Below are 20,620 nucleotides of genomic sequence, written 5' to 3'. Positions count from 1 at the left end.
AGACTTTCATCCAAATCTGGCTCTGGCTCTGGCTCTGGCTCTGGCTCTGGCTCTGGCTCTGGCTGAACAGCATTTGTAAGCACATGTTCTTGCGCAACTTTCTCGAGCAACGCGACTAATTGCTCATCTATATCCGCACTGAGACCCGCGGCGGTCTGATCCATCATATCAATCAGACCATCGTGCCCCTGCTTAATTGAGGCAATGAACTGGCTGTCGGGTGAAGCTGGCGAGTCATGGATCGTCTGATAGCTGTGTTCAAGAGCGGAACACAATTCGACAATTGCGTTCAAACCTGCAACTTTTGCTCCGCGCTTGAGAGTGGAAACCTCTTTATAGAGCTTTCCAAAGTTCTCATCGCTAATCTCACCATCTTGCCATTCATCAATAATGCGCTCAGCATCTAACAAGATATCTAAGCCTTCGGTTAAAAAGATACTCACTAATTGAGGATCCTGAGCACCGAAATCGTTTGCATCTCTCGCCTCTGCAAGTTCAGAGATACGAGATTGCTTATACGCAGCGAGCTTAGCTAAAAGCGTATCTGTCCCATCGATACCTTGCTGCGGTGTCGTCCTAGCCTGCGCAACGCCAGCCCTGCTAAGCTGCATTGCTTCTAGCATCAAAACAGCAAGCTTTGCATCAACCATAAATCCGTTCGCACGCATTTCCTTGATCAACTGCTCTAAAGGGACCGCAATGTGCGCAATGGGTTGCATCTCTGCCGTATTAGCGCTGCCCTTCAATGTATGAAGAGCACGTGACAGGCTATCGTCGACTGCTGCACTACCGCTATCAATCGCAGCCTTCGAAAATTCCTCAACAGATTCAATATGCTGGAGCGCCTCGATTTCAAAGATCTCAATAAGCGAGTCTTCAATAGACGATTCTTCTTCTGAGAGTGATGTTTCGTCTAACTCTGCTTCAACCGTGCTTTCTCGTGCCTCTTCACCGGCATCGTTCGAAAGCGCTAACTCGTCTTCTGAGACTGTTTCCTGCTCGTCACTTGAGACGTCCGTCAGAGTAAATGCCTCTCCTTCAACGATTCTTTGTGCTTGAGCTTCAACAAGCTCAGGGTCGATGACCGGGCTGGTGCGAGTTCTAAAGTTTTCAACAAGAGCAGGAATATTCTGCGCGACATAGCTCGCAAACTCGGCAATGTCAGAGCGCATCTCAATGGTATTGTCGAGCACTCGATTGAGAAGGTTTTCGACCCCCCAAGCAATCTCGCCAATATCCATCGCCTCTACCATACGACCGCTGCCTTTAAGCGTATGAAAAGCACGGCGTAGCTCCGTCAGGGCCTCCTTATCATCATAGTTTTCTACAAGACGTGGTAGGTAGGCTTGAATCGTTTCATTCACTTCTTCCGATTCTTCAATGAAGATTTCAAGTATTTCTTCGTCGATCAAATCGTCATCATCTTCAACCGATTCTGCAACCTCCATAACAGGCGGCTGCTCAACATCTTCAGGCACATCCTCGACAATGGATTGCTCCATTTCCGGAAGTTGATCAGTTGGCTCGACTGCAGGCTGCTCTTCGATTGCCGGCTCTTGATGCATTGATCGCTCATCAGGAGATTCTGGATCAATGCCCGGGGAAGCGCTGCTATTATCAAATACGCGAGCGATAGAGTTCTCAAGCTGACGCGCAAGCTCGGACTCTGCACCCTTAGAAAAGTCTGCCAACAAGCCGGAAAGATGCTCTCTCACGGAGTCGACAGCATTCAATTCCTCTAAACTGATACTTAGGCTTTGGTCAACACGAGAGTTCAGCCTTGATTCAACAGCCCAGGCTAAAGTAGCCATGTCCTCCGCACCAACAAGTTTGCCACTGCCTTTTAAGGTGTGAAAAGCGCGACGCAATTCTGCCAACGCAGCTCGGTCAGCTTCATCAGATCGCAGAGCTTGGATCGCAGCATCTATCTCCTCCGAGACTTCTTCAACTTCCTCGGCAAAGATCTCGAGAATCTCTTCATCAATTAACTGCTCATCATTCGCTTTCTGCTCAGCATTCGGTGCTTCAGCTGCCGCTTCTGTCACGTGATGATGAGAAATATGCTCGGTAGGTTGATGATCTTCATCCTGCAATACGCCGAGCTTGTGCAAGCTCTCTCGGGCAACTTCTAGAAAGCGCTCCCCGCCTTTTGCCCCTTCACCGATCCGCTCAATGTAATATTCAATACTACTAATGGCGTCCGCGAGCCGATCCAAGTCACCCCATTCAGGTTGCTCCTTACCGTCAAGCAAACGCTGCTGAACGTATTGACCACAGGCCGCTATTAGCTCTGATGCTTCTTGCAAGGGAATGATCTGCAAGCCACCACGAATGCTGTCTAGCACAGACGGTACATTCTCGATCTGCTGGATATCCCAGTTGGAGGTAATAAAACTGACAATACTGTTTTTGGCTAACTCCAGAGAGCCTTTTGAAGCCTCTATGACAGCAGTATGAGCAATTTCAAACTGCTCTGTCGGAACGCCGAAGCCATCTTCACCCGAATCAGGCCCGTCAACGATGTGCTTAACTTGCACTTCAACTGACAGGATGGTTTCTGCCAGAGAGTTCATCGCCTCAGAAGTGATTTCATTACCACTCACGCTTTGCAAGTTCTCGATCTGCATCGATAAAGCATCTCGCGCCGCAGGAATCCCTACAACTTCCAGAGAGCTCTGCATGGTTTGCAACGTAGGAAGAAGTTCTCGGATATCCTCGAAGGTGGCCGAACTATCGCGCTCAATCAAATCTAACCGATCTTTAAACGAGTTAATTTCCTCGCAAAGAACATCTGCAATGGCGCTCAATGTCGTCTTGTCTGGACCAAGAATTCCTTTCTCTGCCCCGTCAGGAGAGGGTGTTGATAACTTATATGCGTCAACAAGTGCATCTATACGGTCGGTTTTCTTGTTAGAGGACGCGATGTAATAGAGCAGGTTCGAGAGCAGCTCTTCTGAAACTTCTCGACTCAAGGCATCGCTAGCATTATCAATCATTGCTTTAAGCTGAAGATCTAGCTCTCTCAATAACTGTTTTACCGCGCTCCCTAATTGTTCTTCGCTATCTTCAATCGATTCGATGAATCCCTTAGATATCCACCAAAGCTGGCCAATAGGGCTGCCTTTGCAGAATTTTTCGAGACGCTCAATGACCTTGCCCAAAAAATCAAGATGCTCTTCAGTGTTCTGATTACGAATCACATTAGCCAATGAAGACTGAAAACGCTGACGAAGCTTTCGAAGATTTTCCGTAACCTTGGCATCTTGCATTCGAGCATTCAAGATAGGGTTAGGAGTAACAAGATTGGCGCTGAAATCAGGACTAAATGCATCGGCTGAAAATGACTCGCCTTTGGCTGCTTTTAGATCATTCAAGACGGGCGTTAATTGTGGTGGAATCTCCGTGAGCGCTTCATGTGTCGATTCAATATAGTTCTGCAAGTGCAGAATCGAACCCATCAATGCCTCAAGGGAATCATCAAAGCTATGTACGGTATTCTCTCTGAGCGCGACGCACAGGTCTTCCATTTCCTGAGCAACTTTTGCCACACCGATTAGCTCGACCATTTTCAGGGTACCGCTAACTTGGTGGAGATGATTAAGGCAGAAATTTACCTGTGTAGGGTCGTCTCTATCATCTGCATACAGTTCCAAAGCATTGCGCGCTAGCAAAAGAGTTTGTTCGAGCTCCCCTCTTACCCAGTCCAGTGCAATGTGGTCATGGCTGCTGCCCATCACTCTACCCCTAATTTCTTATTCAGTCGTGCACACGCTGAAAAGCCAGCGCCCGCTTGTCATCGACTCTTTTAAGCTTTGGATGCGACCAATTCAGTGCTTCACCAGCACCAATGATCAACACACCGCCCAATGAAAGACGGTCTCCAAGCTCATCTAGAATTTTATGTCTCAGCTCATTTCGAAAATAAATAAGCACGTTTTGGCAATAAATCAGATCCTGATTCTTGAGGGGGCTCTGACTTATGTCTCTCATATTCTGTTTAGAAAAACATACATGCTTACGCACGTAATCTTTTACCTGAAAAGAGTCTTCGCCTAATTGATCAAAGTAGGTCTTAGACCAAGCCTTTGGCAAACCAATCATGCGACGCTTCTCGTATACTCCGTTTCGGCCTTTGCCCAGCACACCCCAGCTTACATCTATACCAGTAACGCCGTACCGAGGCTCAAGCTCCATTTCCTTAAACAAGCTTTCACATAAAAATGCCAGAGAGTATGTCTCTTCACCGCTGCTGCAACCGACACTCCAAATACTGAGGCTGCGGTCTTTTTTTCGCTTGAGGCGACTCTTCATAACGAGGAACGCGAGCGCCATAGCGTTTGAATCTCGATAAAAACGAGTTTCACCTATCACTAGACGATCAAGTAAAACTAGCCACTCTCCTAAGCCCTGAAGCGGTGCAGATACCTCTTGCAGATATTGATCATAGTCGCTGTAATCGAGTTCGCGCATACGAATCGTTAGACTCGATTGAAGACGCGACTTCTGATCAAGCGGGAAGTGCGTTCCTAATCGCTCCTCTACAAACGCTCGCCAGCTTTCAAACTGGCGGTCGCTCATGTTAGGTATTTGGGCCTGATCTCGTTTCATGACGTTCAAGCGCGCCGCAGTCGATAGGACCATTTTGGCTTACTCTCGACTGAAGCCAAACCTAGCTAGACTGTTTGCTCAGGAGATTCATCATCATCAAGCGGTAGCTTAAAGCCAGATACTGAAGCTCTTAGCTGACTTGCCATCTCTGCCAAGTTACCAACCGACTCTGCCGTCGCACTCGTACCAGAAGAGGTTTGTGAAGTGATTTCCTGAATGACATTCATCGTATTTGAAACGTGGCCCGCGGACATAGATTGCTGTCTTGAGGCGTTCGAGATGTTTTGAATCAAATCTGCCAAGTTCATCGATACGCTTTCGATTTCCTCTAGGGCAACACCCGCATCCTGGGCCAATCTCGCTCCGCGGACAACCTCAGCCGTCGTTTGCTCCATTGAGATAACCGCCTCATTGGTATCCGTTTGCGTCGTTTTAACTAGCGCTTCGATCTGCTTCGTTGCAGCGGATGAACGCTCTGCCAGTCGCTGGACCTCATCGGCAACAACCGCGAAGCCTCGTCCAGCATCACCCGCCATCGATGCCTGAATCGCAGCATTCAAGGAAAGAATGTTTGTTTGGTCTGCGATATCGTTGATCAAAGATACGATATCTCCGATCTCCTGCGACGACTCACCTAGACGTTTAATTCGCTTTGACGTTTCTTGAATCTGCTCCCGAATCGTATCCATACCATTGATGGTATTGTTTACGACGTCGGAACCTTTTTTCGCAATCGTTACAGACCGCTCCGCAACCGTTGCCGATTCGGCAGCGTTCGATGATACCTGATCGATCGAAACCGCCATTTCGTTGATTGCAGCTGAAGCGCCGGCAATTTCTTGCGCTTGATTTTCAGAAGACTCGGCTAGCTTCATGGCTGTGCCTTGGGTTTCTGAAGCAGAAGATGCAACTTGAACCGCAGTATCACGAATCGCTTTTACAAGACCACGCATCTGATCGATCGCGAAGTTGATGGAGTCAGCAATTGCTCCAGTAAAGTCTTCGGTTACTGTTGCCTCTGTGGTCAAATCACCATCTGCCAGATCAGCAAGTTCATCAAGAAGTCTCAAGATCGCATTCTGATTCTGTTCATTTTGCTCCTCAGTCATGCGAAGGCGCTTTTGCGACTCTTGATAGAGGAGAACACCAATCACGACAATCAAAGCAATGATCGCAGCAAGAATGAAGTAAGCGAGTGTAGCACTAAAGAAGCGGCCATCAGCCTGCAACTGAACTTGTTTAGAAAGTTCGTAGGTCTCATCGAGTAGGGCAATCGAATCTTCAAAAATCAAATTTGCCGCGTTACGAACCTTGAAAAGTTCTGGCGAGTTCTCAAGAATCGCTTGCACGTTACTATCGACGTATTCAAACAGCTCAGCGATTGCTTCGAGCCCGTAAATCGCATCCTCGTCGGTTACTTGCGAGATTTCCATCGCCTCGTTACCTTCGAACATCGAGTTCATCACCCGACCAAACAATCGCGCATCTTCTCCGAAACGGTTGGCCGCAATCGCTGCGTCCTCGTCTCCAGATAGGATGTTGTTTACGCTTCGAACAATCCGCTCAGCCCTCAAAGATTGACGTTCCGCAACAGAGATCTGGTCTGCCGGAGCGTCATTGTCGAGAAGGATTGATACCACATCCTCATACTCTATCTGCAATTGAGGGATGGTTTCGTTCAGGGTCGCGGCGATCTGGTGCAGGGTTAGAACCGTCTCTTTGTTTTCCAAAATACGGTCAGCGTTACGACTCACACTTTCCCATCGAGAGGTTACACCGGTCTCTACCGGTAAATTTGAAGCAGGCAAACCCGTATCCGGATTACCATTAACAATGAATCCAAGTAATTTCTCAAAGTCTTCACGAGAACGCTTCAACTGAGCAAAGGCCTCTTCCTTACCAGAAGCCGCCTCCGTCGCGTTCTTCGCAACCTCCTGAGAAAGTACGCGCAAATCACTGGCGTATGCGCTGTAATCCTTATCGTGACGACTATCCTGACCTATAAAGTAGGAGACCACAATGAGGAACAACAGCATCACAACAAGCGCGATGCCTAACCAAAATATAACCCCGGTATTATCTTGATCAGAGCTGAATCTTCCGGACATAATCTTCATATTTCTGGCTCCCGGCCCTTTATTTTCGTTCTCTATTTTTTACTAATTTTGTGTGAGTGAAACGCGAGAAAACTGGTCATCAGAAACCAGCCTCTTTGCATCAAACACCAGCCAATCACGCTCATCTCTTTCGAAAGCGCCATCGACCAAACTTACAATGCTTTGTGGAATTTGTACTGTTGTAGCGGTTTTTAACGTTGAACGTTCAAAGTGCTGCATACCCTGTACTGAATCGACCATCAGGCCGCTAAGAATATCGCCTTGCTCAACAACAAGGATTCGACGCTCTCGGGCTCTTGCTTTTTCAGTCTTCAAACCGAAATAACGCGCGAGATCGATGATTGGTATCAAGCGGCCACGGATGTTTGACACACCTAAAACCCAAGGTTTCACGCCTGGGATAATCGTGTACTTCGGAACATCTAAGAGCTCGGCTACCGTTCCCAGTTCAGCGACGAGCTGCAAACCAGCAAATGAAAAACCGATGCCGCTGAAATACTCTACCGCCTCATCTTGGGCGGGTAAGCCAACTGCAAACTGCGCACTCTTCTTGGCTAGATTCCGCAGCGCCTCAAAAGAATGTGCAACTTCACCACTCATAATTTCTAGTTAATCAGTTCGTTTATAGTAGAGATTAAATCACTCTCACTAACAGGCTTCACTAAGTAGCCTTTTGCTCCCTGACGAGTGCCCCAAACGCGATCAGTTTCCTGATCTTTCGTTGTGACAATCACCACCGGAATATCGGCAGTTTCAGGTGTTCGAGTTAATTGTCGCGTTGCCTGAAAACCATTCAGCCCTGGCATTACCACGTCCATCAAAATCAAATCAGGATTTTCACGACGCGCCACCGCAACTCCGTCCGCACCGTTATCTGCGGTAATTACTTCATGCTTGTGCTGATCCAGAATGGTAGAAATTTTTCTAATTTCCGTAGGTGAATCATCAACGATTAGTATACGAGCCATAGCTCTCCCTCATTAATATCATCTTGCGATGAGAGAATAGTGTTTCAGTTATCCGTTTGACGGAGCGTGATTACGAATAGTGCTTAGCAATTCATCTTTACTAAACGGTTTGGTCAGATACTGATCTGAACCAACAATACGACCCTTTGCTTTATCAAAGAGTCCGTCTTTACTCGAAAGCATAATGACAGGCGTGGTTTTAAACGCACTGTTGTTTTTGATCAAAGCGCAGGTCTGATAGCCATCCAAACGTGGCATCATAATATCTACAAAGATGATATCGGGATTGGAATCAGCGATTTTCGCTAAAGCATCAAATCCATCAGTAGCCGTAATAACGGTACATCCCACCTTCTTCAACAAGGTCTCAGCCGTTCGCCGGATCGTCTTGCTGTCATCGATGACCATGATTTTTAAGTTTTCGAAATTGTCTTCCATTTTGTCTTACAGCCTAGGCAATTACCTGTGCACCATGTGCGATTTATATGTAAAAACATGCGCCAATATAGGCCCATAAACTTACTATAGACCAATATCTTAAAAACTTTTCTTAATATCGCTTCACGAACATTTTGATAAGTATCTATTATGTATAGCTTATTTCGTCAGTAGTGAAAGAAACCTTAAAGATTTAATCCGCGAGTAAAGCAGAATAGCGTCGTCTTAAACGGTTTTAAGTAGCCTCGACACCTTAAGCTCGCTATCGTTAGCGCAATACTCTTAAAGACTAGTACATTATTTTTGTTTGGTAGGTTTTCTATGTCGATAAAATTGGGAATTGTGATGGACCCCATCCAAAGCGTGAACACAAAAAAGGACAGCACCTACGCAATGATGCGGGCTGCCCACGCAAAAGGATGGGATCTATTTATCATGGAACAAAAAGACCTATCCCTTGATCAAGGCGTTCCCATGGCAAACTTACAACGTTTGCACTTAGTTGATGACGGCGCTGACTGGTATGAACTTGAACCCAGCAAAGAAACAGCAATGGCCGAACTAGACGTCCTTCTTTTACGCAAAGACCCACCTGTCGACAGCGAGTTTATCTATGCCACCTATATCGCTGAGCGCGCCGAACAGCTAGGAGTTCTGGTTGTAAACCGTCCAAACAGCCTGCGGGACTGCAATGAAAAAGTCTACGCCACGGCCTTTCCACAGTGCTGCCCTCCCGTATTGATCAGCCGCGATGTAAAAAAACTACGGGCCTTTGTTAAAGAGCACCAACATGTCATTTTCAAACCTCTAGATGGCATGGGCGGCACATCGATATTTAACGTCAAAGCTGGCGATCCAAATCTAGGTGTTATTTTAGAAACGCTGAATAACTTTGGTGAGACGCAGGTGATGGCTCAACGTTTCATACCCGAGATAAAACAAGGCGACAAAAGAATACTGATCATCGATGGCAAACCTATCGATTACGCTTTAGCAAGAATTCCCAGTGAGGGCGAGCATCGTGGTAACTTAGCGGCTGGCGGAACAGGGCAGGCCTTGCCGCTGTCTGAGCGAGATCGTTGGATTGTTTCACAAATAGCGGACGACCTTGTTGCTCGCGGGCTCATTTTTGTCGGAATAGATGTCATCGGCGACTATCTTACGGAAATCAATGTCACCAGCCCAACCTGCATTCAGGAAATCGACCGCGCTTACAATCTCAACATTGCCGGTGATCTTATGGATGTTATTGAGCAAAAACTTCAGCACAAGCAGCATTAATTAGTCAGTAATTCGGAGTTACACGTGTCAGCAATACCTCAAGCAAAGATTAAAGCCAGCGATCGCTTAAGCTTTACTATCTTTGTCGCCGTTGCTTTGCACGCGCTAATGGTTTTAACCGACTTCATAAAAGATGACCCTAAACCAGTCGCCAAGACGATGGAAATCACACTCGCGCGCTTCGACGACGACAAGAGACCTGATGAAGCAGACTTTTTAGCGCAAACAAATCAGCAGGGCGGAGGCTCTCTAGAAGAGAAGACCAAACAGAGTTCACCAACCAAATCGATTGACGAAAGTATGTTAATTCAGGAGTCGAGCGCTCCGGCGAAACCTCAAGAACAAAAGCAAGCACAGCACAGTGCCGTGGTAACACGCGTTGCAGATGACGAGTTCAATGCTCTGTTTGCGCCAAACCAGAAACAAATTGAGAACCAAGAGCAGGCTGATCTTCGTTCACTGATAGAGCGCAGTGTGCAAATCGCAGAGCTCGAGGCAAGTTACGATCAGCAGTTGCAACAATACGCCAGAAAACCGAGGGTGACTCGCCTTACTGCGGCGTCAACAATGAAAGCGGTCGATGCTCGTTATGTGGAGCAAGTTGTTGCCAAAATAGAACGCATCGGCAAACAATTCTTCCCACGCGATGCGGGCCGAAAGCTTTATGGAAAGCCGCGCGTTGCGATCGCCATCTATTCTGACGGCAGCATCAGAGATATAAAGATACTACAGAGCTCAGGCAACTTAGTGCTTGATGCTAAAACAAAAGATATTGTTAGTCGCGCAGCTCCATTCGCGCCATTTCCCAAAGAAGTTCGCAAAGAGCGCGATGTTCTTGAGTTAATTCGCACATTTTCTTACACGGGAAGGGGTGTATCGAGCTTCTAGAAGCTCTAGAATAGAAACCCTTCCTTCTTTCTAAAGGCTGATGCTGCCGGTGACGACGATTAATCTCCAGAACCAGTTCTTGATAGCCATGCCACAGCTAGAAGATCCCAATTTCAACGGAACCATTACCTATATTTGCCAGCACAATGAAGATGGCGCAATGGGCATCATCATCAACAGATCTAGCGGAATTAATCTCGGGGATATTTTCGAGCAATTGTCATTCACGACAGACGGGCAGCATAACGAAACACCCGTCTCGCAAGGCGGTCCGGTTCAGCTCGACCGCGGTTTTGTTCTGCACAACGATGGCAGCTCGTGGGATAGTAGCTATGAAGTGAGCACGAGTATTCAGCTCACAACATCACGAGACATACTCGAAGCCATTGCAAATAATGAAGGCCCTGAGAAATTTGTTATTGCTCTTGGCTATGCCGGCTGGGGTGCCGGGCAATTAGAAGGCGAAATCGCACAGAATTCTTGGTTAACGTGCGCATCTAGCGAGGACATATTATTCCACACTGATTTGGGCCAAAAATACGATATGGCAATGGCCAGCATCGGGCTCGATGCAGCGAAACTTAGCACGAACGCAGGGCATGCCTAATGAGTCCAATGAGAATACATGGCTAACAATTATCTTTGTTTTGATTTTGGGTTAAAACGTATTGGGGTAGCAATCGGTAGTGATCTCATTCGTAAAGCCCGCCAGCTAAGTCCAATGAAAGCAAAGGATGGAATTCCGAATTGGCAGGAGCTAGAAAAGCTATTGAGAGAATGGCAGCCAAAAGCTGTCATCGTCGGCTTACCGCTCAATATGGATGGAACCGAGAGTGAACTGTCCATAAGGGCTCGTAAATTCGGAAACCGTATTCACGGTAGGTTTCATACAGTCGTTCACATGCATGATGAACGCTTATCTAGTTATGAAGCTAAAGGGATGGTCCTTGAAGAAAAAGGCCATGTCGATTTTGGAGACCACTCAGTTGATGGACTAGCCGCATGTCTCGTGCTGGAAAGCTGGTTTGAGATTAGGAATGAGAATGACGAACACTGAAATTCAGGCGCTAAACCTGATTGAAAAAATGGCTGATGAACTAAAGCAAGCCCTAAAGAGTTCTAATATCAGCAAATACTGTATCGTAGGTATACAAACAGGCGGCGTCTGGGTTGCCCGTGAACTTAATCGCTTGCTCGGCGATGAGGCTCCAATGGGAGAGCTGAATATCAGTTTTTATCGTGATGACTTTACACGCATAGGCCTGCAACCGACTGTAACCCCGACCAATCTTCCCTTTGCCACCGAAGACGCACACATCATTCTCGTGGACGATATTCTAATGACTGGGCGGACTATTCGTGCAGCACTGAACGAACTATTTGATTTCGGTAGACCGGCAAGCGTTACACTGGCCGTGCTCGCTGACATTGGACAAAGAGAGTTACCGATTAGCGCTAATATAATTGGTCAGAGTTTCTCCCTTGCTCCGAATGAACGCCTGAAACTTGAAGGCCCCGCGCCCCTTCTTCTAAAACGTAAAACTCAAGATGCTTAATTGGACCACGCTGCCATGAATCCCTCTCTGCAACTTAACTCCCAAGGTAATCTCAAGCATTTCTTAAGCATAGCCGGACTAAGTAAAGAAATTTTGACGAACATACTGGATACCGCTGACTCCTTCATTGAAGTTGGTGAGCGTTCCATTCGCAACGTCCCTCTCTTAAGAGGTAAAACCGTAGCCAATCTGTTTTTTGAGCCTAGCACGCGCACACGCTCAACCTTTGAACTTGCAGCCAAGCGACTCTCTGCAGATGTACTAAATTTGGATATTCGTACCTCAGCGACCTCAAAAGGCGAGTCATTATCAGACATGCTGCTTAATCTTGAAGCCATGGCGAGCGACATGTTTGTTATTCGCCATGCACAAAGTGGCGCCCAGCATTTTATTGCGGAATCGGTCACCCCCGGCGTTGCCATCATCAATGCTGGCGACGGATGGCATGCGCACCCTACGCAAGCCATGCTAGACATGCTCACAATTCGACATAAAAAGCAGCAGATTGAAGGCCTTAAAGTGGGGATCATTGGCGACATACTTCACTCTCGCGTCGCGAGATCTCAGATCCGAGCCTTAAACGCGCTCGGAGCAGAAGAGATTCGTGTCATTGCGCCGAAAACATTACTCCCACCAAATATCGAAGATATGGGCGTGAAAGTGTTCTGGGATCTAGAGCAGGGTATGCGTGATCTTGATGTTGTCATTATGCTTCGGCTTCAACGCGAGCGAATGCAAGGCGCTTTACTTCCTAGTGAGAGCGAATACTTTAAACGCTATGGCCTCACATCTGAGGCACTTAGACATGCAAAACCAGACGCCATTGTTATGCATCCTGGACCAATAAACCGGGGAGTTGAGATCGCTTCAGACGTCGCTGATGGCCCTCGTTCAGTGATTCTAGATCAGGTTACAAACGGTATCGCCGTGCGAATGGCAGTAATGTCTATGGCGATGAGCGGTCAAGTAGAGGAGAAACAGCAAAAAAATGAGGTGCCTTCAAAATGAAATTCAAGCTAACCGGCGGTACCTATTTAAACAGTGAAGGCGAAAAAACGCCGTTTGAAACAATAGTTGTTGAGGATGGCTTAATTAGATCAATCGATCAGCCAGATGGTGGAGAGGCTAATACAATCAACTGCAAGGGTAAACTCGTTGTTCCCACGCTAACCGATTTGGGCATGGTTGTTTCTAGTCTGAATGTGATCGATTTAGAGCTAAAGGCAGCCGCTGCGGGAGGAGTGGGTCGTGTATGCTTAATGCCAAACACCTCGCCCGTTAACGACGTGCCTGCAATTTCAAAACTGATTGAGCAGCAAGTGACGCCTTTCACTGGCGCCGAACTCATTATGATCGGGGCGATGACCAAAAGCCTAGAAGGGAAGCTACTAAGCGAATACGCAGAGCTAAAAGACTCGGGATGTAAGGCCTTGAGTAATGGTTTTACAACAATGGATACCCTAGCAATTTCAAAGCGCTGTTTCGATTATGCGTATACCTACGATCTTACAATCTTTATGCACCCGATGGTCCGCTCCCTTTATCAAGGAAGCATGCATAGCGGTGCAATATCGACCAGAATGGGGCTCAAGGGCATTCCTAACATTGCTGAAACGGTTGCTATCGCACAACTCATCATGCTCGCTGAAGCGAGCGGCGTCAGGCTACATCTTAGTAATCTGTCTTGCGAAGATTCCGTCAACCTTGTTCGTGAAGCGAAAAAGAAAGGCACTCGAATTACCGCAGATGTCGCCATCGCAAACCTGTGTTATACCGACGAAGCCGTTTTGGGTTTCAACAATAACTTTCATACCATCCCTCCTCTAAGAAGCGAGCGTGATAGGAAAGCGCTCATTGAAGGCGTGATCGACGGAACCATCGATGCAATCACCAGTGCCCATGAGCCACGCAGCGTATCCGCTAAAAACGCGCCTTTTGCAGAGTCTGCAACTGGTATAAGCACCATCGAGCACGTATTTCATTATGCAATGAAGCTAGATTCGGCTGGCGAACTTGCTCTAGAGGTATTTATAAAAGCAATGAACGAAAGGTCATCCGCCGTGCTTGGCTTGCAAGCCAATCAAATTATGCCTGGCCAAAAAGCGAACTTCAGCATCTTAAACTTTGACGAGCGCACGTTAGACGAGAGCGATATACACTCTTCGGGAAAAAACACTCCGCTATTGGGTGAGCAAGTGACGGGAACGATCGAGCACACCTTTGTAAGCGGTGCGCTCGTTTATTCTGCATCTAGTTAACGGCGTCTTTCAAAGCCTTGCCAGGCTTAAAACCAACTGACTTGCTAGCAGGTATTTGAATAGCTTTACCGGTCTGCGGGTTCTTACCTGTACGCGCACTTCGGGTGCGCTGAGAGAAAGTTCCAAAACCAATCAAACTAACGGCATCGTCACGCGTCATTGCGTTGGTAATTTCATCAAGCAGAGCGTTTAGAACTTCTCCAGATTTATCTTTCGTTAAACCAGTTTCTTCTGCAATTGCGGCAATTAACTCAGGCTTCTTCATAGGATCCCCTCTTTATTATTCGGCTACGACGCTAAAAGAACAGCGCACGTCCATTAAGATAGCGAACTTGCTCAAGTTCGCAATGAAAATTTACCAACAGCAACGAATTTATAATTTTTGACATCAAAACACCCTTCGTTTCAGGTGTTTGTGGCATGAATCTCACAAATTCAGCGCTAGTTATTGGATAATCGCTGCCCTAAAACTAGTTTGATGTATCACTCGTCAAGGGAATCTGTCGGGTAACTTCAGGAGCATTTCGTGAATTTGAATTCGACTCTGCGCAAAGTGCGCTGGCTTGTATTGTGTATTGGCCTCGCTACTTTTTTTGGTGGATGTAAAGCGATAAACCAATTTTTAGTTAAGCCGTTCATCAAACCGACCGGCGATACCGTCACGCTGCTCGGTGAGGCACATATTGTCCCCTACCTTTTAACTACCGATGATACCGAAGCTGGCTGCGCCGGAGCTGAAGCGCTTACCTCTATGGTTATGGCTCTAGGCCGAATTACCGAAGAACCCCACGAGCTTGCAATTCTGCTGCACCTAGGTGCAGGCGGCTGCGAGGAAGCAAGAGCTTCAGAGAAAGAACTTGAATACCTTCGATACATTCGGGCCCTACAACCAGACTTTGCAGAAGATGCTCTCATTGCTCAAAAACGCCATCACCTCAAGGCCGCGAAACGCTACTTGGTCGCTTGGGAGCAACTAATTGAGTTCAACGATGGAAAAGAGATTGGCCGCCCACTAGAGAATGGTGGCGTAGAATGTCCAGAACTCGTTCAGGATTTCGATCAAATTGTTTGGCTAGCAGGACTCGCTGGCGGTTTGCTTGCACTGAATAACGACATCATGTCAGGTTCTTACATTGGTGTTCCGAAAAACATTGCAGCACAAGCGGAACGTGCCGCCGGATGTCTCGATAACAAGAAATGGTTTGGCGCTCCTTTGGCACTTAAAGCAACCGTTTGGAGCCTTCTCCCCGGCGCGACTCCTGAGGGAGAAGACCCTTGGGCTCGGTTGGAACAAGCAGACCTAATTGGCGAAAAAGCACGTGTGCGCTTGTCGCACGTTTTCCACGCAGTAGCCGCATACTCCAAAGGAGACGATGAGCGCCTTCGAGCAATTCTCAAGAGACACGCAGAACAAACGGCAGAGTTCCCACCTAATGAGCAATACCGTCTATTCGATGCAACAGCGACTGAAGTGTTGACTCGCCTCTCAGACAAAATGTGGACTGAGGCAACCGGTAAAAGAACACCTTTAGGGGGTCTTGGCACGTTCTGGGACGAGAACGCAGCGGACGACATCGAAGAAGTGTCTCTAGACGACCTCTTTTAGAATACCTCGCATAGTGTGAACCAGCGCACACCATTATTGCCGTAGCGGGAAGTAATAACCCTGAATTGGAACGAATTAGACCGATTCACCACTGGTTAATAGACCATAAGAGCCGATATAATCTATCGGCTTTTTTTTGCGCCATAACAACGAATTACCTTAATAAAAAACTAACTAGGGAGTAGGAATTTCGTGGTTTCCAATACAATAAAAAGTCGCTCTATGACAGAGTGGCTATCATCCCTCCCGGCTTGCATACTGCTTTTGCTCGTCGTCATTTTTAGTACCAGTAGTGATATTCACAATCAGATCCTACGGATCGGTGAACATTACTGGGAGGGCTACTACAAACTTCGTGTTGATCCTGTTCAACCGACTTGTGACCCTCAGCTAAATGTCGAAGAGGCCGTTCAAGCACGTCTAGCTGAGAGCTCAGAAGAAGACGATTTCGGTCTTTTTGATGCTGAGCCAGCAGACCCAGAGCTGATTCGTCAGTCAATAGAGAATGCTCGAGTTGATTGCGTTAAAGAGTATGCTAACTTTGAGGAAACAAAATCTCGGGTTACACCGTCTCTTGAGGTATTCCGTGCGGTAGAGCTTTTTGTGTCAGAGGTAATCGCTTTTGGGATAATGTCTCAGAAGTTTATTCTGATCGCACTCATCCTTCTCTGTGCTACTACAGCGACCTTTAGCCGACACCACATCGCGATGAGGCCAGTGATGTCGAGCCTCGATCATAAGGTCGCGAGCGTCTCCCAATTAGCTGCGAATGGCTTGCTATTGGCATCATCTGTCGCGTTTCGAACACTCGCACACTCCGATGGCTCTAAGATGACACCTGAAGCTGTGTTTATCCACGAGCTATGGGTATATGGCTTTGCCATTCTAACAATAATGAGCGCCATCAATGTTTTCCGACCCGGCCCTAATCTTTCCCCTGGAGGGAATATAGGCAGGGCATTACTGGCAGTCCCACTCTATGCAACGATGACGATCATCGCAGCGCTATTTTTCTTCTTAGGGCTGGGCGAGGGCAACAAATCTAACCCAGCAGCGCTCGGCATTTATCTCGACAAGCTTCTAGATCTCTCAGACATGTTCCTGAACGTCGGCCTGTATGTTTGGATCGGTATGATGCTGAAACAAACACGATTTGCTTCGCTGGTTCTAGCTCTATTCAAACCATGGAAGCTACCACCAGAACTATTGGTCGTATTTGTTGTCATTCTTGCAGCCATCCCAACGGCCTATACCGGTGGTTCGGGCATCTTCGTTATTGCTGCTGGCGCAGTGATCTATCACGAGCTGCGAGCGGCAGGCACTCGAAGACAGCTAGCTCTTGCGGCAACCGCTATGTCAGGCTCGATGGGTGTTGTTCTTCGACCATGCTTGCTCGTCGTGGTTATTGCATTTATGAACCGCGAAGTAACAACTGACCAACTCTTTGGTTGGGGCATTTATGTCTTCCTACTTAGCGCGGTTATGTTTGCGCTGTTTGCTACAACGCTGAATCGTCAAAATCGTTTTGAGCTTGCCTCTCCGGCAGACGCGTTTCCTCAAATGATTGCGGCGTTCAGACCTCTTATCCCATACATTGTTTGCATGGTTGCAGTGGTTCTGTTCTATCGTTACGCGGTCAATGTGCGTCTTGATGAGTTCTCTGCCGCAAGGATACTCCCTGTAATGATGTTGGTTATTCTTATCTATGAGCACATCACTAAGAAAGACTCTGTAAGCGAAGACGGATTAACGACGATCCCTCACAAAGGAATCGAGAACTGTGTTCGTTCAGCAACGAACCAGACAACCGCAGAGATTGGTGCTTTACTGCTGCTCATCGGTTGTACTATTTGTCTCGGCGGAACGATTGAACGCTCAGGTGTCGTAGAATTGTTCCCAGCGGAGTTTACGAGTGTCTGGGCAGCAATGGGTCTACTAGTTTGTGTCCTGATTATCATGGGTATGATCATGGAGCCCTTCGGCGCAGTTATACTAGTAAGTCAAACGATTGCACCCATCGCTTACAACGCCGGTATCGATCCGATTCACTTCTGGATGTTAACGCTAGTAGCATTTGAGCTTGGTTATCTGAGCCCACCTGTTGCGCTTAACCACCTTCTTGCTCGTCAAGTGGTAGGGGAAGAGGAAGCGCTCAAGGCCGTTTTGACCGAGGGTAGCTTCTATCAGCGCTATGAGAAAATTCTGCTACCGTTGATCACGATGGGTACAGTGCTATTGATCGTTGCGTTTACGCCACTCTTCTATCAAATGATGAGTTAGCGTAAAGCTGATATGCTGAAGAGCCTCGCCTAGTGCGGGGCTTTTTTATTTACAAGGAAAGGATGAAAGGAGATCAGGATGATCAACTCAACAATCAAACTACCGTGGCTTTTAACCTTAGGCATATGCCTTAGTCTACCGATACTAAGCTCAGCAAAAGAAGGTTCTTACAAAGAGTGCTACAAGATTGCCAAGCAGATTGAAGAAATAAACACAAAAAGAAAGCGTGGCGGCTCAGGTAAGCAAATGGATAAATGGCGCAAGAAACGCCATCAACTAAGCAATAAATCCTACGCAATTAAATGCCGAAAACACGGCATTATTCTCTGATAATAGCTCACAGAACTCAGACATAAAAAAACCGGTATCGCTAAAAACGATACCGGTTTTGTATTACATATTAAGATTTAAAGCTGCGGGCCTGCTGCAACAATGGCATCAGAAACATCAAACTTCTTAAAGTTCTCAACGAACTGGGAAATAAGATCTGCCGCTTTTGCATCATAATCTTCTTTGCTCGCCCAAGTGTCGCGAGGGTTAAGCAATCCAGCATCAACACCAGGAACAGCAATCGGAATCTCAAGATTCAATTTCTCAAGATGCACTGTTTCTGCATCAGCAAGGGCACCGCTCTGAATCGCAGAAATAATGCCACGAGTCGTTGGAATGCTAAATCTTTGACCAACACCAAACGAGCCACCGGTCCAACCAGTGTTTACCAAGTAAACTTTAGAACCGAACTCTTCCATTCGCTTCATAAGCAACTCCGCATACTCGCCAGCAGGGCGCGGGAAGAATGGTGCGCCGAAACAGGTTGAGAACGTCGATTTGAGCTTTGAATCGGAACCCATTTCTGTAGAGCCAACCAAAGCCGTATAACCGCTTAGGAAGTGATATGCCGCCGCTTCTTTACTAAGAAGTGAAACAGGTGGCAATACACCAGTCATATCGCAAGTCAGAAAGACAATCGCGTTTGGCTCACCAGCGCGATTCTCAATGACACGCTTTTCAACATGCTCAAGCGGATAGGCACATCGCCCGTTCTCAGTCAGGCTCGTATCTGTGTAGTCTGGAATGCGAGAATTCTCATCCATCTTCACATTTTCTACGATCGCCCCGAATTTTATCGCATCCCAAATGATTGGTTCATTCTTCTGACTCAAATCGATCGTCTTTGCGTAGCAACCACCTTCGATGTTAAAGACAGTGCCTTTGCCCCATCCGTGCTCATCATCACCGATGAGAAAACGCTCAGGATCAGCAGAAAGAGTCGTTTTACCTGTTCCAGAGAGACCGAAGAACAAGGTCGTTTCACCGTCTTCACCAACATTCGCGGAACAATGCATCGGTAAGACGTCTTTTTCTGGCAATAGAAAGTTCTGGACAGAGAACATCGCTTTCTTCATCTCACCGGCATAACGCATTCCTGCAAGCAGAACTTTGCGCTGGGCAAAGTTAATCATCACGGTACCATCGCTATTAGTACCATCACGCTCAGGATCACAAATGAAGCTTGCGACATTCAGAATTTGCCACTCTTGCTTATCAGCCGGATTGTAATGATCAGGACGGATGAACAAGTTGCGGCCGAAAAGATTTTGCCATGCGGTTTCAGTCGTTACTTTCACTGCGAGGTAGTGATCTGGATCAGAACCTACATGAAGATGAGACACGTAGCTGTCTTTCTCAGCAAGATACGACTCAACGCGTTCCCATAAAGCGTCAAATTTTTCCGCATCAAAAGGGCGGTTAATCGGACCCCATGAGATAGCATCAGAAGTGCTTGGCTCTTCAACAATAAAACGATCCATAGGAGACCGACCAGTTCTTTTACCTGTAGTCACTACCAAAGAACCGTTTGCGGCTAAGCTGCCTTCTTTGCGCTCAAGCGCGTGTTCAACAAGTTGCGCTGAACTTAGATCAACAAAAGTGTTACTCACTTTGACCTCACCAGAAATTGAAATTTGCATTTAGGCGAGTCAAAACCCGCTTAAAATTGGTGCGCTATTATGCCAAAAGGCTGTACAAAAAACGACAGGCTTTTCGACTCTCGCGTTTTATGCGCTCTATACCTGCTATGAATAGCCCTAGTGCGGCTTGCCGATATTAAACACAGTGTTAATTTTCGCGCGATCAAACTCATAATGCCGCCCACAAAACTGGCAATCCACCTGAATGACCGACTCTTCTTCGAGAATGTTTAATGCTTCTTCAATACCTAAGGCTTCAATAGAAGCCAAAGACCGTTGTTCCGAGCAAGAACATTGGAATTGAACAGGCTCACTTTCGAAAACAGAAACTTTCTCTTCATGGTAAAGACGGTGGAGAATCTCAGCATTACCATGCGCTTTGAGCTCTTCAAATCCCAGCGTTTCACTCAACTGCCGAATTCGATCCCATGCATCCTGATCTTCCATGAGTTTGTAATCCGGCAACTGCTGTAGCATCAACCCGTAACAGCCGTCTTCATCAGAAGCGAACATAAAATGTGTTTCTAGCTGCTCTGAAAGGTCGAAGTATCGCGCAAGACATTCGGCCATCGTCGCGTGCTCCAGTGGCACGATACCCTGGTAGCGGTTGCCTTTCTCTGGATCGATAGTAATGGCGAGTTGTGCCTTAC

The 20,620-nt window shown here is 47.1% G+C and carries 19 protein-coding genes; 10 read left to right on the top strand and 9 right to left on the bottom strand.

From position 1 onward, the window contains the following. From A3750_RS20920 to pilG, 6 genes are all read right to left on the bottom strand, one after another. Positions 1-3,734 (bottom strand): Hpt domain-containing protein (locus A3750_RS20920; RefSeq protein WP_197475208.1); only part of this gene is annotated, 3,734 nt, incomplete at its 3' end. Positions 3,735-3,756: 22 nt separating this feature from the next. Beyond that, on the bottom strand, positions 3,757-4,641 hold the full coding sequence (locus tag A3750_RS20915; protein ID WP_082862965.1) for a protein-glutamate O-methyltransferase CheR: 885 nt from the start codon (positions 4,639-4,641) through the stop codon (positions 3,757-3,759). 32 nt (positions 4,642-4,673) lie between these two features. Further along, complete coding sequence (locus tag A3750_RS20910; protein ID WP_068450909.1) at positions 4,674-6,725, bottom strand: methyl-accepting chemotaxis protein; 2,052 nt, start codon at positions 6,723-6,725, stop codon at positions 4,674-4,676. A gap of 42 nt (positions 6,726-6,767) precedes the next feature. After that, positions 6,768-7,325, bottom strand: coding sequence for a chemotaxis protein CheW (locus tag A3750_RS20905; RefSeq protein WP_068450911.1), 558 nt, complete (start codon positions 7,323-7,325; stop codon positions 6,768-6,770). Between the two features lie 5 nt (positions 7,326-7,330). Then, the gene (locus tag A3750_RS20900; RefSeq protein ID WP_068450914.1) at positions 7,331-7,693 is read right to left on the bottom strand and encodes a PleD family two-component system response regulator; all 363 of its coding nucleotides are present in this window, start codon (positions 7,691-7,693) and stop codon (positions 7,331-7,333) included. Between the two features lie 48 nt (positions 7,694-7,741). After that, positions 7,742-8,131: a twitching motility response regulator PilG gene (pilG, locus tag A3750_RS20895; RefSeq protein ID WP_068450920.1), complete on the bottom strand. Its 390-nt coding sequence runs from the start codon at positions 8,129-8,131 to the stop codon at positions 7,742-7,744. Positions 8,132-8,452: 321 nt separating this feature from the next. Between pilG and gshB the strand changes: the two genes are divergently transcribed. From gshB to A3750_RS20860, 7 genes are read left to right on the top strand one after another with little or no spacing between them, the layout of a single operon-like run. Next, positions 8,453-9,412, top strand: coding sequence for a glutathione synthase (gene gshB, locus A3750_RS20890; protein WP_068450922.1), 960 nt, complete (start codon positions 8,453-8,455; stop codon positions 9,410-9,412). A 24-nt stretch (positions 9,413-9,436) separates the two neighbouring features. Then, entirely contained in the window at positions 9,437-10,300 is an 864-nt protein-coding gene (locus tag A3750_RS20885) for an energy transducer TonB (RefSeq protein WP_082873378.1), read from the top strand. 49 nt (positions 10,301-10,349) lie between these two features. Next, on the top strand, positions 10,350-10,907 hold the full coding sequence (locus A3750_RS20880; RefSeq protein ID WP_231871910.1) for a YqgE/AlgH family protein: 558 nt from the start codon (positions 10,350-10,352) through the stop codon (positions 10,905-10,907). Positions 10,908-10,925: 18 nt separating this feature from the next. Next, the gene (gene ruvX, locus A3750_RS20875) at positions 10,926-11,357 is read left to right on the top strand and encodes a Holliday junction resolvase RuvX (protein ID WP_068457106.1); all 432 of its coding nucleotides are present in this window, start codon (positions 10,926-10,928) and stop codon (positions 11,355-11,357) included. Further along, entirely contained in the window at positions 11,344-11,856 is a 513-nt protein-coding gene (pyrR, locus tag A3750_RS20870; protein WP_156492466.1) for a bifunctional pyr operon transcriptional regulator/uracil phosphoribosyltransferase PyrR, read from the top strand. Before ruvX ends, pyrR begins: the two co-directional genes overlap by 14 nt. Positions 11,857-11,871: 15 nt before the next feature. Further along, positions 11,872-12,864 carry an aspartate carbamoyltransferase catalytic subunit gene (locus A3750_RS20865; protein WP_068457113.1) on the top strand — a complete coding sequence of 331 codons (993 nt, stop codon included), beginning with the start codon at positions 11,872-11,874 and terminating at the stop codon, positions 12,862-12,864. Then, positions 12,861-14,114 (top strand): dihydroorotase, encoded by a 1,254-nt coding sequence (locus A3750_RS20860; RefSeq protein WP_068465074.1) that lies wholly within the window; start codon positions 12,861-12,863, stop codon positions 14,112-14,114. The genes A3750_RS20865 and A3750_RS20860 overlap by 4 nt, the downstream gene beginning before the upstream one ends. Here A3750_RS20860 and A3750_RS20855 read toward each other — a convergent pair. Beyond that, the gene (locus A3750_RS20855) at positions 14,107-14,379 is read right to left on the bottom strand and encodes an HU family DNA-binding protein (RefSeq protein ID WP_068457628.1); all 273 of its coding nucleotides are present in this window, start codon (positions 14,377-14,379) and stop codon (positions 14,107-14,109) included. The two genes, A3750_RS20860 and A3750_RS20855, sit on opposite strands and share 8 nt — an antisense overlap. A gap of 261 nt (positions 14,380-14,640) precedes the next feature. Here A3750_RS20855 and A3750_RS20850 point away from each other — a divergent pair, with 261 nt between their 5' ends. The 3 genes from A3750_RS20850 (at position 14,641) to A3750_RS20840 (ending at position 18,330) form a co-directional block, all read left to right on the top strand. Further along, entirely contained in the window at positions 14,641-15,720 is a 1,080-nt protein-coding gene (locus A3750_RS20850; protein ID WP_082863141.1) for a hypothetical protein, read from the top strand. A gap of 222 nt (positions 15,721-15,942) precedes the next feature. Next, on the top strand, positions 15,943-18,000 hold the full coding sequence (locus A3750_RS20845) for a TRAP transporter large permease subunit (RefSeq protein WP_068465071.1): 2,058 nt from the start codon (positions 15,943-15,945) through the stop codon (positions 17,998-18,000). A gap of 78 nt (positions 18,001-18,078) precedes the next feature. Then, complete coding sequence (locus A3750_RS20840; protein ID WP_068454840.1) at positions 18,079-18,330, top strand: hypothetical protein; 252 nt, start codon at positions 18,079-18,081, stop codon at positions 18,328-18,330. Between the two features lie 77 nt (positions 18,331-18,407). Here A3750_RS20840 and A3750_RS20835 read toward each other — a convergent pair whose 3' ends face one another. Beyond that, a complete protein-coding gene (locus tag A3750_RS20835) occupies positions 18,408-19,940 on the bottom strand; it encodes a phosphoenolpyruvate carboxykinase (protein WP_068454846.1) in 1,533 nt (510 codons plus the stop codon). 147 nt (positions 19,941-20,087) lie between these two features. Then, on the bottom strand, positions 20,088-20,620 hold a 533-nt coding region (locus A3750_RS20830; protein WP_197475207.1), incomplete at its 5' end, for an Hsp33 family molecular chaperone HslO.

The sequence above is a fragment of the Oleiphilus sp. HI0079 genome, assembly GCF_001635105.1.
The sequence above is the reverse complement of the archived record's forward strand: the minus strand, read 5'-3'. Positions and strand labels throughout refer to the sequence as shown.

Coding starts and splice junctions, on each gene's coding strand:
- A3750_RS20915 (WP_082862965.1), bottom strand. CDS start 4,641: ATGGTCCTATCGACTGCGGCGCGCTTGAACGTCATGAAACGAGATCAG.
- A3750_RS20910 (WP_068450909.1), bottom strand. CDS start 6,725: ATGAAGATTATGTCCGGAAGATTCAGCTCTGATCAAGATAATACCGGG.
- A3750_RS20905 (WP_068450911.1), bottom strand. CDS start 7,325: ATGAGTGGTGAAGTTGCACATTCTTTTGAGGCGCTGCGGAATCTAGCC.
- A3750_RS20900 (WP_068450914.1), bottom strand. CDS start 7,693: ATGGCTCGTATACTAATCGTTGATGATTCACCTACGGAAATTAGAAAA.
- pilG (WP_068450920.1), bottom strand. CDS start 8,131: ATGGAAGACAATTTCGAAAACTTAAAAATCATGGTCATCGATGACAGC.
- gshB (WP_068450922.1), top strand. CDS start 8,453: ATGTCGATAAAATTGGGAATTGTGATGGACCCCATCCAAAGCGTGAAC.
- ruvX (WP_068457106.1), top strand. CDS start 10,926: ATGGCTAACAATTATCTTTGTTTTGATTTTGGGTTAAAACGTATTGGG.
- pyrR (WP_156492466.1), top strand. CDS start 11,344: ATGACGAACACTGAAATTCAGGCGCTAAACCTGATTGAAAAAATGGCT.
- A3750_RS20865 (WP_068457113.1), top strand. CDS start 11,872: ATGAATCCCTCTCTGCAACTTAACTCCCAAGGTAATCTCAAGCATTTC.
- A3750_RS20860 (WP_068465074.1), top strand. CDS start 12,861: ATGAAATTCAAGCTAACCGGCGGTACCTATTTAAACAGTGAAGGCGAA.
- A3750_RS20855 (WP_068457628.1), bottom strand. CDS start 14,379: ATGAAGAAGCCTGAGTTAATTGCCGCAATTGCAGAAGAAACTGGTTTA.
- A3750_RS20845 (WP_068465071.1), top strand. CDS start 15,943: ATGACAGAGTGGCTATCATCCCTCCCGGCTTGCATACTGCTTTTGCTC.
- A3750_RS20840 (WP_068454840.1), top strand. CDS start 18,079: ATGATCAACTCAACAATCAAACTACCGTGGCTTTTAACCTTAGGCATA.